At 71.9% G+C, this 13,402-nt stretch carries 10 protein-coding genes; 5 read left to right on the forward strand and 5 right to left on the reverse strand.

Going from position 1 to position 13,402, the window contains the following annotated elements; genetic code table 11:
* Positions 1 to 6: 6 nt before the first annotated feature.
* Positions 7 to 2,136, reverse strand: a complete 2,130-nt coding sequence (locus tag ABZU46_RS17425) for a transglycosylase domain-containing protein (RefSeq protein ID WP_354858798.1) — start codon at positions 2,134 to 2,136, stop codon at positions 7 to 9.
* Positions 2,137 to 2,258: 122 nt separating this feature from the next.
* Here ABZU46_RS17425 and cobC point away from each other — a divergent pair, with 122 nt between their 5' ends.
* From cobC to cobA, 3 genes are read left to right on the forward strand one after another with little or no spacing between them, the layout of a single operon-like run.
* On the forward strand, positions 2,259 to 3,341 hold the full coding sequence (gene cobC, locus ABZU46_RS17430; protein ID WP_354858830.1) for an Rv2231c family pyridoxal phosphate-dependent protein CobC: 1,083 nt from the start codon (positions 2,259 to 2,261) through the stop codon (positions 3,339 to 3,341).
* Positions 3,341 to 4,420 carry a nicotinate-nucleotide--dimethylbenzimidazole phosphoribosyltransferase gene (gene cobT, locus ABZU46_RS17435; protein ID WP_354858833.1) on the forward strand — a complete coding sequence of 360 codons (1,080 nt, stop codon included), beginning with the start codon at positions 3,341 to 3,343 and terminating at the stop codon, positions 4,418 to 4,420. Before cobC ends, cobT begins: the two co-directional genes overlap by 1 nt.
* A gap of 40 nt (positions 4,421 to 4,460) precedes the next feature.
* On the forward strand, positions 4,461 to 5,693 hold the full coding sequence (gene cobA, locus ABZU46_RS17440; protein ID WP_354858801.1) for a uroporphyrinogen-III C-methyltransferase: 1,233 nt from the start codon (positions 4,461 to 4,463) through the stop codon (positions 5,691 to 5,693).
* Between the two features lie 321 nt (positions 5,694 to 6,014).
* Here the strand turns inward: cobA and otsB are convergent, their stop codons facing one another.
* From otsB to ABZU46_RS17460, 4 genes are all read right to left on the reverse strand, one after another.
* Positions 6,015 to 8,621, reverse strand: coding sequence for a trehalose-phosphatase (otsB, locus tag ABZU46_RS17445; protein ID WP_354858804.1), 2,607 nt, complete (start codon positions 8,619 to 8,621; stop codon positions 6,015 to 6,017).
* Positions 8,618 to 10,018: a trehalose-6-phosphate synthase gene (locus tag ABZU46_RS17450; protein WP_354858806.1), complete on the reverse strand. Its 1,401-nt coding sequence runs from the start codon at positions 10,016 to 10,018 to the stop codon at positions 8,618 to 8,620. Before ABZU46_RS17450 ends, otsB begins: the two co-directional genes overlap by 4 nt.
* 143 nt (positions 10,019 to 10,161) lie before the next feature.
* A complete protein-coding gene (locus ABZU46_RS17455; protein WP_354858808.1) occupies positions 10,162 to 10,485 on the reverse strand; it encodes a hypothetical protein in 324 nt (107 codons plus the stop codon).
* Positions 10,486 to 10,543: 58 nt separating this feature from the next.
* Complete coding sequence (locus tag ABZU46_RS17460) at positions 10,544 to 10,828, reverse strand: hypothetical protein (RefSeq protein WP_354858810.1); 285 nt, start codon at positions 10,826 to 10,828, stop codon at positions 10,544 to 10,546.
* Between the two features lie 213 nt (positions 10,829 to 11,041).
* Between ABZU46_RS17460 and ettA the strand changes: the two genes are divergently transcribed.
* Complete coding sequence (gene ettA / locus ABZU46_RS17465) at positions 11,042 to 12,718, forward strand: energy-dependent translational throttle protein EttA (RefSeq protein ID WP_354858812.1); 1,677 nt, start codon at positions 11,042 to 11,044, stop codon at positions 12,716 to 12,718.
* The gene (locus ABZU46_RS17470; protein ID WP_354858814.1) at positions 12,718 to 13,164 is read left to right on the forward strand and encodes a thioesterase family protein; all 447 of its coding nucleotides are present in this window, start codon (positions 12,718 to 12,720) and stop codon (positions 13,162 to 13,164) included. The genes ettA and ABZU46_RS17470 overlap by 1 nt, the downstream gene beginning before the upstream one ends.
* Positions 13,165 to 13,402 lie beyond the last annotated feature (238 nt).

Here is a 13,402-nt window from a genome sequence, read left to right on the forward strand (position 1 = left end):
GCGCCGTCATCCGACGATGGCGTCCGACGGTGGCGTGAACTGGCGGGTCGGCGTGCCCTTGAGGCCGTCGCGCAGGGTCTCGGCCACCGCCGCGATCGGGATCTGGGACTGCCCGTCACCGACGGCGTTGAACGGGTTGTCCGGGTCGGAGATGAAGCTCGCCGCGGCCAGCTCCGGGGTGTAGCCGACGAACCAGGCGGACCGGGTGCTGTCGGTGGTGCCCGTCTTGCCGGCGACCGGGCGGCCGACCGTACCCCGCACGCTGTCGGCGGTTGACCAGCCGCCGCAGCCGCCGCGTGCCGGACTGTCCCCGGTCGGGCAGCGGGCGGCGTCGGTGGCCGCCCGGGCGGCGTCGGCGCTGACCACCTGGCGGCAGCGCGGCTTGGCGACCTCACGGTGCAGACCGCCCGGAGTGGCGTACGTGGCCGGGGTGCCGTCCCGGTTCATGATCGCCTGCACCGGGATCGCCTCGCAGTAGCGGCCGTCGGCCGCGACGGCGGCGTAGGCGTTCGCCATCTCCAGCGGTGTGGCGTCGGAGACGCCCAGGGTGAACGCGCCCCACTTCTTGGCCTTGCCCGGGGACGCCTGTTCCCGGTCGACGTCGGTGCGCCAGCGCAGCCCGAGCTGTTCGGCCAGCCGGACCGCCCGGTCCGCGCCCACCTTCTCCTCCAGCCACACGAAGTACGTGTTGACGGACTTGCCGAAGCCGGACCACATGGTCTGTTGCCCGGTCATCGCGCCGCTGGCGTTGGAGGGCGCCCAGCCGTCGTAGACCGACGACTTGTAGCGGTACGGGGCGTTGAACGAGGTGGACAGCGTCATCCCCGAATCCAGCGCGGCCAGCATCGGGAACATCTTGAACGTCGACCCGGCCTGGTAGCCCGGCAGGTCGCCGCCGCCGAGCAGCGGCGCCACCGTGTTCGGATAGTTCGCCTTCACCTTCGGCCCGGCCTCCGGGTTGGAGCTGGGTGGGTTGTCGGCCAGGTCCAGGGAGTAGTTCCGGTTCACCGCCATCGCCTTCACGCGCCCGGTCCCCGGCTCGGAGACCACGATCCCGTTGGCGAACGGGCTGCCGGTGCCCTCCTTGGCGCCGACGTTCTTCTCCGCCGCCTCCTGGATCTTGGGGTCGAGGCTGAGCACGATGCGGTAGCCGCCCCGACGCAGCTTGTCCATCCGCTCCAGCCGGTTGGCCCCGAACGCGGGCTGCGAACTCCACCAGTTCTTCAGGTAGTCGCAGGCGAAGCCCCAGCTCCGGTACTTCTCGATGAGCGAGGCGCAGTCGCTCGGCGGGGTGGTGAGCTTCAGCCGGATCGGCTCGGTCTTCGCGGCGGCGGCCGAGTCGGGGGAGAGGTAGCCGAGCTGACTCATCCGGTCCAGCACGTAGTTGCGCCGCCCGGTGGCGTCCTTCTGGTCGGTGTCGGCCGGGTCGTACTCGGAGGGGGACTTGACCAGCCCGGCGAGGGTGGCCGCCTCGACCGGGGTGAGGTCCTTCGGGGTCTTGGAGAAGAAGATCTCGCTGGCGGCGTAGATGCCGTACGCCCGGTGGCCGAAGTACGCGGAGTTCAGGTAGCGCTCGAGGATCTGCTCCTTGCTCAGCTCCTTCTCCAGGTCCAAGGCCATGCGCATCTCCTTGACCTTGCGCAGGCTGGTCTGCTGGGTGGCCTCCTGGACCTCCTTCGGGGTGTTCGCGCTGTCCCGCAGGGCCATCCGGACGTACTGCATGGTCAGCGTCGAGGCGCCCTGGGAGCCGCCGGAGCGGGCGTTGGACACGAAGGCGCGGGCCACGCCCTTCGGGTCGACGCCGTGGTGCTGGTAGAAGCGGTTGTCCTCGGCGGCGACGATCGCCTGCTGGATGTTCGGCGACATGTCCGACAGCTTCGTGTACTGCCGGTACTCCTCGTAGAACATGGTCAGCACGGTCTTGCCGTCCGGGGCGTAGAGGTAGGAGGTCTCGGCGGGCAGGGCGGTGGTCAGCAGTCTGGTCTTCTGCTCCGTGGCGTGCGCGGTGGCCTTCGCGCCGAGCCCGGTGAAGGCGACCACCGGGTACGCGACGGCGGCGATCACGATGCCGGCGATGAGGCCGGCGCGGAGAAGAGGAACGAGTCGACCAGCGGCAGCAAGGGGTCGGTTGCTCACGTGGCCAAGTTATGACATTTCCGATTCGTACATGAGAAGAACTCATAAACCCGCGAGGTGGTGACATGGCTTACGCCGACATCGACTGTCCCGCCGGCCACCTTCCCGGCAGGATCGCGGACATGCGCGATCAGTCTGCTGCCATCACCCCGCCCACCGGGGCCGAGCCGGACCTCGCGCACCACGGCGACGCCGAGGTGGGCGCCGGGCTGATCGACCTCGCCGTCAACGTCCGCCAGACGCCACCGCCGGCCTGGCTGGCCGACCCGATCGCCGCCACCCTCACCGACCTGGCCCGCTACCCCGACCCGGCGCCGGCCCGCGCCGCCGTCGCCGCCCGGCACCGGCGTCACCCGGACGAGGTACTCCTCACCGCCGGCGCCGCCGAGGGCTTCGTGCTGATCGCCCAGGCGCTGCGTGGCATCCGCCGACCCGTGGTGGTGCACCCGCAGTTCACCGAGCCGGAGGCGGCGCTACGGGCCGCCGGCCATCCGGTCGAGCGGGTGCTGCTGGACCCGGCCGACGGGTTCCGGCTCGATCCGTCCCTGGTGCCCGACGACGCCGACCTCGTGATGATCGGCAACCCGACGAATCCCACCTCGGTGCTGCATCCCGCGCGGACCGTGGCCGCGCTCGCCCGTCCCGGCCGGGTGCTGGTGGTCGACGAGGCGTTCGCCGACACCACCGGCGGCGCGCACCCCGGCGAGCCGGAGTCGCTGGCCGAGCGGCGGGATCTGCCCGGGCTGCTCGTCCTGCGCAGCCTCACCAAGACGTGGGGCCTGGCCGGCCTGCGGATCGGCTACCTGCTCGGCGCCCCGGAGCTGCTGTCCCGCCTGGCCGCCGTCCAGCCGCTCTGGGCCGTCTCCACGCCCGCGCTGGCCGCCGCCGCGGCCTGCGCCACCGGAGTCGCGGTCGAGGCCGAACGCGCGATCGCCGCCGACCTCGCCGCCGACCGCGACCACCTGGTCGCGCGCCTGGCCGACCTGCCCGGCGTACGCGTCGCGGGCCGCCCGGCCAGCGCGTTCGTCCTGCTGCACCTGCCCGACGCGAACCGGGTCCGAGAGGGCCTGCGCGACCGGGGCTGGGCGGTACGCCGGGGCGACACCTTCCCCGGGCTCGGCCCGGACTGGCTGCGGGTGGCGGTACGCGACCGGAACACCACCGACGCGTTCATCGAGGTGCTGCGCGAGACCATGGAGGCATGATGCTGGAGACCACGATTTCGGCCATCCGGCCACTCGACGAGGCGGCGATGGCCGCCGCCCGCGAGCTGCACGGCCGGCTGACCAAGCCGCCGGGCTCGCTGGGCCTGCTGGAGGATCTGTCGGTACGCCTCGCCGGGCTGGCCGGGGCCTGCCCACCGCCGCTGCCCGAGCCGGCCGCCGTGGCGATCTTCGCGGGCGACCACGGGGTGCACGCCCAGGGGGTCAGCCCGTGGCCGCAGGAGGTCACCGGGCAGATGATCGGCAACTTCCTGGCCGGCGGTGCGGTCGTCAACGCGTTCGCCCGCCAGGCCGGCGCCTCGGTCACCGTGGTCGACGTCGGGGTGGCCACCCCGCTGCCCGTCCCCGAGGCTTCCGGTCCGGCCGACCCGTCCGCGCCCCGACTGGTCACCGCCTCCGTGCGCCGGGGCACCCGGGACCTCACGGTGACCGCCGCGCTCACCCGGGACGAGGCGCTGGCCGCGGTGCGGACCGGCATCCGGATCGCCGACGAGCTGATCGACGCCGGGGCGGGCATCCTGCTCACCGGGGACATGGGCATCGGCAACACCACCCCGGCCGCCGCGCTGATCGCCGCGTTCACCGGCGTCGACCCGCTCGACTCCACCGGCCGGGGCACCGGGATCGACGACCCGACGTACGCCCGCAAGGTGGCCGTCGTGCGGGCCGCGCTGGCCCGGCACACGCCCGATCCGGCCGACCCGCTGGGCGTGCTCGCCGCCGTCGGTGGCCTGGAGCACGCCGCGCTGGCCGGGCTGATCCTGGGCGCCGCGGCCCGCCGTACGCCGGTCCTGCTGGACGGCGTGATCGCGGTGTCGGCGGCGCTCGCCGCCGCCGCGTTCGCACCCGACGCGGTCGCGGCCATGGTCGCCGGGCACCGCTCGGCCGAGCCGGGCGCGACGGTGGCGCTGCGGCACCTCGGCCTCGACCCGCTGATCGACCTGGGGCTGCGCCTCGGCGAGGGCACCGGCGCGCTGTTGGCCCTGCCGGTGGTCACCGGCGCGGTCCGCGTGCTGCACGACGTGGCCACCTTCGACTCCGCCGGGGTGGCCGAGAAGTGACGGTGCCCAACGAGCGGGCGGTCCGGCTCGGTGGTGCGGCGTGAGCGCCAGCCCGTACCCGCTCGGCCTGCGGCTCGAGGGGCGACGTGTGGTCGTGGTGGGCGGCGGTGCGGTCGCCACCCGGCGGGTGCCGGCGCTGCTGGATGCCGGCGCGGACGTCCTGCTGGTGGCCCCGGAGCTGACCCCGGCGCTGCGGGCCCGGGTGGACGCGGGTCGGCTGCACTGGGTGCCGCGCCGGTTCGTGCCCGAGGACCTGGACGGGGCCTGGCTGGTCCAGGTGGCGATCGACGATCCGATGGCGGCGGCTGCGGTGAGCGCCGTCGCCGCCGAACGGCGGATCTTCTGCGTCCGGGCCGACGACCGGACCGCCGCCACGGCCTGGACGCCGGCGGTGACCCGCCACGGCCCGGTCACCGTGGCGGTGCTCGGCGGCGGAGATCCTCGCCGCGCGATGACCGTCCGCGACGCCATCCGCGACCTGCTCGCCGTACGCGACGCTGCTCCCACCCGGGTCCGGCCCGACGCCGAGGCGACGACCGGCGCGACCGCCGGGCGGGTGGCGCTGGTCGGGGCGGGGCCGGGAGACCCGGAGCTGATCACCGTGAAGGGTTGGCGGTTGCTCACCGAGGCCGACGTGGTGGTCGCCGACCGGCTAGTGCCGGGTCTACTCCTGGACGAACTCCGCGCCGACGTCGAGCTGGTGGACGCCTCGAAGATCCCCTACGGCCCGTCCCGGGCCCAGGAGGAGATCAACCGGATCCTGGTCGACCGGGCCCTGGCCGGCGCCGTCGTGGTCCGGCTCAAGGGCGGCGACCCGTACGTCTTCGGCCGTGGCGGCGAGGAGCTACTGGCCTGCGCGGCGGCCGGCGTGCCGGTGACCGTCGTCCCGGGAGTGACCAGCTCGATCGCCGCTCCGGCGGCGGCCGGGATCCCGGTCACCCACCGGGGGGTGGCGCACGAGTTCACCGTCGTCTCCGGCCACGTGGCACCCGACTCGCCGGCCTCGCTGGTGCGCTGGGACGCCCTCGCGGGCCTGCGCGGCACCCTGGTGATCCTGATGGGGCTCAAGAACCTCGCCGCCATCGCCGAGACCCTGATCGCGCACGGCCGGTCGCCGCAGACGCCCGCCGCGGTCGTTCAGGAGGGCACCACGGGCGCCCAACGGACGCTGCGGTCCACGCTCGGCGCGGTGGCCGCCGACGCGCTCACCGCCGAGGTGCGCCCGCCCGCGGTCGTGGTGCTCGGCGACGTGGTGGGTGCCCTCGACGGGTGACCGGTGGCACGGTCCACCCGGGCGGCAGAGCGGACCCCGGGCGGTGCGGGCGGCAGAGCGGACCCCGGGCGGTGCGGGCGGCGGAGACCGGCTGGTCCCCGCGCGCGTCCTTTGCTCTGCTTCAACCGACGCAACACCCAGAAGGCGTTTGTGTTGCGTGGAGTGAAGCAGAGCAAAGGACGCGCAGAGGGCGACGCGAGGGCCCTGACGGCGGCTCTCGGGTGACCGGTACCCGCCGGTGGGGTTCGACCGGCCGGCGTCGGCCGAATGACGAAGGGCCGGAGCAGCGCTGCCCCGGCCCTTCGTCGAACTGACTGTCGGCTACTGCTTGAGCATGTTGTCGAGCAGCAGGGCGCAGCGGATCAGCCCGAGGTGGCTGTACGCCTGCGGGTGGTTGCCCAGGCCGCGCTCGGCGAGCGGGTCGTACTGCTCGGGGAGCAGCCCGGTCGGGCCGGCGGTGAGCACCATCTGCGCGAACAACTCCTCGGCGTCGGTGCGGCGGCCGGTGCGCAGGTACGCCTCGATCAGCCACGCCGTGCAGATGTGGAAACCGCCCTCACGGCCGGGCAGGCCGTCGTCCCAGTGGTAGCGGTAGACGACCGGGCCGCTGCGCAGGTCCGCCTCGATCTTCAGGACGGTGGACAGGAAGCGCGGGTCGTCACCCGGGAGCAGGCCGGAGAGGCCGATCCAGAGCGACGAGGCGTCCATGTCCTCGTCCCCGTACGCGACGCTGTACGCCTCGACGTCGTCGTGCCAGCCGTGCTCCAGCACGTTGGCGCCGATCCGGTCGCGCAGGTCCTTCCACTCCGGCCGGTCCTCGCCGCCGTGCTGGCGCATCACGTGCAGCGCCCGGTCGACGGTCATCCAGCACATCACCTTGGAGAAGACGTGGTGCCGGGGTGGCAGCCGCGCCTCCCAGATCCCGTGGTCGGGCTCGTGCCACCGGCGGCGAACCGCCTCGACCATGTTCTCCAGGACCCGCCACTCGTCGTCGCGGACCGAGCCGCGCGCGTCGGCGACCGCCGCGATCAGGTCGGCGATCGGGCCGAACACGTCGAGCTGGAGCTGGTGGTTGGCGAGGTTGCCGACCCGGACCGGCCGGGAGCCGGCGTACCCGGGCAGCGTGTCGATGACCGCCTCGGCGCCCAGCTCGTAGCCGTCGATGGTGTAGAGCGGGTGCAGTCGCTCCGGGTGGCCGCCGGTGCGCTCGATGCAGCCGTCGACCCAGCGCAGGAACGCCTCGGCCTCCTCGATCGACCCGAGGTCGACAAGCGCGCGGGCGGTCAGCGCGGCGTCACGCAACCAGCAGTAGCGGTAGTCCCAGTTGCGGACGCCGCCCAGCTCCTCGGGGAGGGAGGTGGTCGCCGCGGCCAGGATCGAGCCGGTGATCTCGTGGCAGAGCCCGCGCAGGGTGAGCGCGCTGCGGGCCACCAGGTCGCGGGAGGTGGACGGCAGCCGCAGCGAGGCCACCCAGTCCTTCCACGGCTGCTCGGCCGCGGCCTGCCGATCGTGGATCGGCACCCGGTGGTGCTCCAGGCTGTGCGTGCCGAAGCGCAGCTCCAGCACGACCTGCCCGCCGGCGGCCGACAGGTCGACGGTCGCCTTGGCGGTCTCGTACCCACCGTCGTTGTTGACCTGCCACTCGACCCCGGGGGAGTAGAGGGCGACCGGTTCGTTCGAGCCGAGCACCAGCAGGCCGTCGCCGAGCGGCTGCAACTGCACGGCGACCTGACCGAACTCGGGGCGCGGGGCGAACTCCACCCGGACCCGACCGCTGCCGGTGAGCACCCGGACCAGGGTCGAGTCGCCGGTGACCACCGCCGGGCCGTCCGGCGTCGTCTCGCGGGCCGGCTTGTCCAGCCAGTCGGTGACGGTGAGCCCGGACCACCGGGTCTCGACGGTCATCGTGCCGGAGCGGTAGCGCTGGCCCAGCGGGATGCCCCCGCGCTCCGGGGCGACGCTGAAGTGACCGGCCGGGCTGCCACCGACCAGGTCGGCGAAGATCGCCGCCGAGTCCGGCTTGGGGTGGCAGAGCCAGCTGACCTTCGCCTCCGGCGTGAGCAACGCGACCGTACGACCGTTGGCCAGCATGGAGTGCCGCTCGATCGGCACCGCCCGCTCGCCGAAGAGCCAGTGGCGGCGGGTCTCCAGCAGCAGCCCGAGCGCGCGGGCTGCCTCGATGGGCTCGGCCACCCGGAAGCCGGCCTTGGTCTCGCCGGGGCCGATCTTGATGCCGAGGTCCGGCCCGTGCAGGTTGCCGAAGGCGTTCTCGTCGGTGACGTCGTCGCCGATGAAGAGCACCGCGCTGGCCGAGAGCTGGGTCCGGAGCTGGTCGACGGCGGTGCCCTTGTGGGTGGCCACCACGGACAGCTCGATGACCTCCTTGCCCTGCGTCACCGTGACGCCGTCGAAGGTGGCCGGGCCGTTGCGGACCGCCTCGATGGCTGCGGCGGCGACCTGCGGGTCGACGCCCCGGGTGTGCACCGCGACGCTGGCCGGCTTGCGTTCCAGGCGGATGCCGGGGTGTTCGGCGGCGATCTCCCGCAGCGCGTTGCGCACCTGGGTGCGCACCGCGACCAGCTCGGGGGAGAGGCGCTCGACGAAGCCGATGTCGAACTCGGAGCCGTGACTGCCGACGAGGTGCACCTCGCTGGGCAGCCGGGAGAGCGCGGCCAGGTCCCGCAGGGCCCGGCCGGAGACCACGGCCACGCTCGTCTGCGGCAGCGCGGCGAGCGCGCGGATCGCCGCCACCGATTCGGGCAGCGGTACGGCGGTGCTCGGGTCCTCCACGATCGGCGCGAGTGTGCCGTCGTAGTCGCAGGCGATCAGGAGCTGCGGAACCCGGGCGATCCGGCCGATGGCAGAGCGCAGCTCGGGGTCCAGCACCCCGGTGGCGATCGCCGCTCCGTCGTTGACGGACGTGTTCACGCGGCCTCCGCCTCGGGAACTCCGAGTTCGGAGAGGAAAGACTTGGCCCAGTGCCCCACGTCGTGGGTACGCAGGTGACGTTGCATTGTCCGCATCCGGCGGCGTGCCTCGGTTTTCTCCACGTGCACGGCCCGGAGCAGGGCGTCCTTGACCGCGTCCGGGTCGTGCGGGTTACACAGGAAGGCCTGGCGCAGCTCCGTTGCGGCGCCAGCGAACTCGCTGAGCACGAGCGCACCGCCCTGGTCGGCGCGTGATGCGACGTACTCCTTGGCGACGAGATTCATACCGTCTCGCAGCGGGGTCACCATCATCACGTCCGCAGCAACGTACATCGCGGCCAGTTCACTGCGACTGTACGACTGATGGAGGTAATGCACGGCCGGCACGCCGACTCGGCCGAATTCGCCATTAATGCGACCAACTTCGCGCTCTACCTTGACCCGAAGTGCCTGGTAGTGCTCGACGCGCTCGCGGCTCGGCGTGGCCACCTGCACCATAACGGCGTCCGGAACTGTCAACTTTCCGTCAGCGAGCAACTCGCGGAACGCCTTGAGCCGCAACTCGATGCCCTTGGTGTAATCCAGCCGGTCCACACCCAGGATGATCGTCTTCGGGTCGCCCAGCTCGGCGCGGATCTGCTTGGCCCGCGCCTGGATCGCCGGGTCGGCGGCCATCCGTTCCATCTCCTGGGTGTCGATCGAGATGGGGAAGGCGCCCGCCTTCACCTGTCGCCCGTCGACCTGGATCATCTGCCCCTCGTAGCGCAGGCCGAGGAGGTGCCGGGCCAGCCGTACGAAGTTCTGCGCGGCCAGCCGCTGCTGGAAGCCCACCAGGTCCGCGCCGAGCAGACCGCGCAGGATCTCGGTGCGGAACGGCATCTGCATGAACAGCTCGATCGGCGGGAACGGGATGTGCAGGAAGAACCCGATCCGCAGGTCCGGACGCAGTTCGCGGAGCATCGCGGGGACCAGTTGGAGCTGGTAGTCCTGCACCCAGACCGTCGCGCCCTCGGCCGCCACGTCCGCCGCGGCCTCCGCGAACCGGGCGTTGACCAGCCGGTACGCCTCGCGCCACCGGCGCTTGTAGGCCGGGGTCTCCACCGCGTCGTGGTAGAGCGGCCAGATCGTCGCGTTCGACTGGCCCTCGTAGTAGCGCTCCAACTCCTCGGAGCTGAGGGGGACCGGGTGCAGCCGGATGCCCTCCAGGTCAAACGGCTCGGGGGCGGCGCCGGTGCCGCCGGCCCAGCCGACCCAGGTGCCCTGGTGTTCGGCGAGCACGGGATGCAGCGCGGTGACCAGCCCGCCTGGGCTGCGTCGCCACTGCCGTCCCTCGGGTGTGCTCACCTCGTCGACCGGCAGACGGTTCGCCACAACGACAAAGGAGCTACGGACGGTCACGATCGGCCACCTCCGGGTGCTGACGGGTCCACCGCGATGAGCGTACTGAGCGTAGCTGCGGCGTCTTGTGCCCCGTGCCGGAGTCTCCTACCCGCCTCGGTCTGGCCGAATCCTACAGGTGATCTTGTCGACAGCCGTGGCGGTCAGAGATCGATGATCGGCCATTCCTTGGGCAGTACCTCACCAAGCAGTTCCCGCCGATCCGTCATGATCGGTACGACCGCTCGGGCTGCCGCTTCGATCGCAACCTGGGCGAGATCGATGCTGCCCAGGAGGCGGGACCAGCCGCCCAGGATGGGGCACATGTTGTGATCGACCGGCGCGACAACTACAGCTTCGAGATCGGAGACAATGTCCAGCAACGGCCAGCCGTCGCTGGACACTCGGCGATATGCGGCTGTCAGGCACATGGCCGGAATGATCACGGACTCCCGGCGGTAGGCAACCTTGGCGATCTGGATGCCCACAGCCGGCTCTCCTTCGGAGTAGGCCAGCAATGCGGTGGTGTCGAGTACGAGTCCCGCGTCAGTCACGAACCTGTAGCCGTCCCCGCGACGCCTCGTTCAGCAGCGCGGCGGCCTTGGCGCGCAACTCGGGAGTTATTGCCTGGCGAGCCTGATCCAACTTGCGCCCGGCCTCCTCGAGGCCCTCGTCGGTGATCTTGAAACCGATCTGCTCCAGAATCCGCCGGGTTCGTTCACCGACCATTCGTTGGCGGATGCTCTCCGTCACGAAGGCGGACACGTTGGGCTCGGTGGCCAGCCGTTCTGCGACGTCGTCCGGGATGCTGATGGCGATCTTTTTGGTCACACTCAAGACGGTAGTGAGTTATACCGACTCCGGCAATGCGGCTCGCCGGCGTACTCCTGGGGCGGGGTGATGTGGGCGAAGCGCGCCGTACCTGTCAGGATTGACGATGGCGTGCGCGCGGCCGGCTCCCGGCCGGCGGCGGCGGGTGCAGGTCCCAGCCCGCGCCGCGCCGCCGACTCAGGCGACAGTAAACCGACGGAGGTAGCCCGCACCGTGGCCCAGTACATCTACGTCCTGGAAAAGGCGCGCAAGGCGCACGGCGACAAGGTCGTGCTCGACAACGTGACGCTGAGCTTCCTGCCGGGGGCCAAGATCGGTGTGGTCGGCCCGAACGGCGCCGGTAAGTCCAGCCTCCTCAAGATCATGGCAGGGCTGGACAAGCCGAGCAACGGCGAGGCCCGGCTGATGCCCGGCTACACCGTCGGCATGCTCGCCCAGGAGCCCCCGCTCAACGACGCCAAGACCGTCCTCGGCAACGTCGAGGAGGCGGTCGCCGAGACCAAGGCCAAGCTGGAGCGGTTCAACAAGATCGCCGAGCAGATGGCGACGGACTACTCCGACGAGCTGATGGAGGAGATGGGCAAGCTCCAGGAGGAGTTGGACCACGCCGACGCGTGGGACATCGACTCCAAGCTCGAACTGGCCATGGACGCGCTGCGCTGCCCGCCGCCGGACGCCGACGTGACCCAGCTCTCCGGTGGCGAGCGCCGCCGCGTCGCGCTCTGCAAGCTGCTGCTGGAGGCGCCCGACCTGCTGCTGCTCGACGAGCCCACCAACCACCTGGACGCGGAGAGCGTCTCCTGGCTGGAGCAGCACCTGGCGAAGTACGCGGGCACCGTCATGGCGATCACCCACGACCGGTACTTCCTGGACAAGGTGGCCGGTTGGATCCTGGAGCTGGACCGCGGCCGGGCCATCGGGTACGAGGGCAACTACTCCACCTACCTGGAGAAGAAGGCCGCCCGGCTGGCCGTCGAGGGTCGCCGCGACGCCAAGATGAAGAAGCGCCTCACCGAGGAGCTGGAGTGGGTCCGCTCCAACGCCAAGGCCCGGCAGACCAAGTCCAAGGCCCGGCTGGACCGGTACGACGAGATGGCCAACGAGGCGGAGAAGACCCGCAAGCTGGACTTCGAGGAGATCCAGATCCCGCCGGGCCCGCGCCTGGGCAGCACGGTGATCGAGGCGAACGGCCTCAGCAAGGGCTTCGGCGACCGGCTGCTGATCGACAACCTGTCGTTCTCGCTGCCCCGTAACGGCATCGTCGGCATCATCGGCCCGAACGGCGTCGGCAAGACCACGCTGTTCAAGACCATCGTCGGGCTGGAGGAGCCGACCGGCGGCGAGGTCCGGGTCGGCCCCACCGTCTCGCTGTCGTACGTCGACCAGAACCGGCAGGGCCTCGACGGTGACAAGACCGTCTGGGAGGTCGTCTCCGACGGGCTGGACTACCTGATGGTGGGCAAGGTCGAGATGCCGTCGCGGGCGTACATCGCCGCGTTCGGCTTCAAGGGACCGGACCAGCAGAAGCCGACCAAGGTGCTCTCCGGCGGTGAGCGCAACCGGCTCAACCTGGCGCTGACCCTGAAGATCGGCGGCAACGTCATCCTGCTCGACGAGCCGACCAACGACCTCGACGTGGAGACGCTCTCCAGCCTGGAGAACGCCCTGCTGGAGTTCCCCGGCTGCGCCGTGGTCATCTCCCACGACCGGATGTTCCTGGACCGGGTCTCCACGCACATCCTGGCCTGGGAGGGTGACGACCAGGACCCGGCCAGGTGGTTCTGGTTCGAGGGCAACTTCGAGGCGTACGAGAAGAACAAGATCGACCGCCTCGGCGCGGAGGCCGCCCGGCCGCACCGGGTGACCTACCGCAAGCTGACCCGCGACTGATGTCCGACCGGTTCGTCTACCACTGCACGCTGCGCTGGTCCGACCTGGACGCGTACGGCCACGTCAACAACTCGCGCTTCCTCACGCTCTACGAGGAGGCGCGGGTGGCGTTGATGTTCGCCGGCGGCCGGGCCTGGGGAGTGGGCTCGTTCGCCGACGGCGTGGTGATCCGCCGGCACGAGGTCGACTACCTGCGCCCGGTCGACTACGCGCTGGGTCGGGCCACCGCGGAGGCCGCGCCCACCGTCCGCATCGAGCTGTGGGTGGAGGAGATCAAGGCTTCACGGTTCACCGTCGCGTACGAGCTGTACGACGGCGAGGTGCTGGCCAGCCGTGCCCGCTCGGTGCTGGTGCCGTTCGACCTGACCCGCCAGGTGCCCCGGCGGATCACGCCCGAGGAGCGGGATTTCCTGCTCACGTACGCCCCGCAGGGCGGCGGGGCGTGACGCTGCCCGGCACCGCCGGCCCGGACCGGGTGGCGGCGTCGCCGTCCGGGCACGGCGTGACCGGCGTGGCCGACGCGGGTGCCTTCCTGGCCCGGCTGGTCCGGCTGGACCCGGCGGCGCCGGGGCGGGGGGGGGGGGCCGGGGGGGCCCGCCGGGGGGGCCGGGTGGGCCCGCGGCCCCGGCGGGGGGGGGTGGGGGGGGCGGTCGGCGGGGGGGGCGCCCGCGACGTGACGCGGGG

It is taken from the genome of Micromonospora sp. NPDC005197, assembly GCF_040608295.1.
Classification (GTDB): Bacteria; Actinomycetota; Actinomycetes; order Mycobacteriales; family Micromonosporaceae; genus Micromonospora.

What these genes read in the sequence shown, in the direction of transcription:
- cobC (WP_354858830.1), top strand. Translation starts at nt 2,259, where the DNA reads ATGCGCGATCAGTCTGCTGCCATCACCCCGCCCACCGGGGCCGAGCCG.
- cobT (WP_354858833.1), top strand. Translation starts at nt 3,341, where the DNA reads ATGCTGGAGACCACGATTTCGGCCATCCGGCCACTCGACGAGGCGGCG.
- ABZU46_RS17470 (WP_354858814.1), top strand. Translation starts at nt 12,718, where the DNA reads ATGTCCGACCGGTTCGTCTACCACTGCACGCTGCGCTGGTCCGACCTG.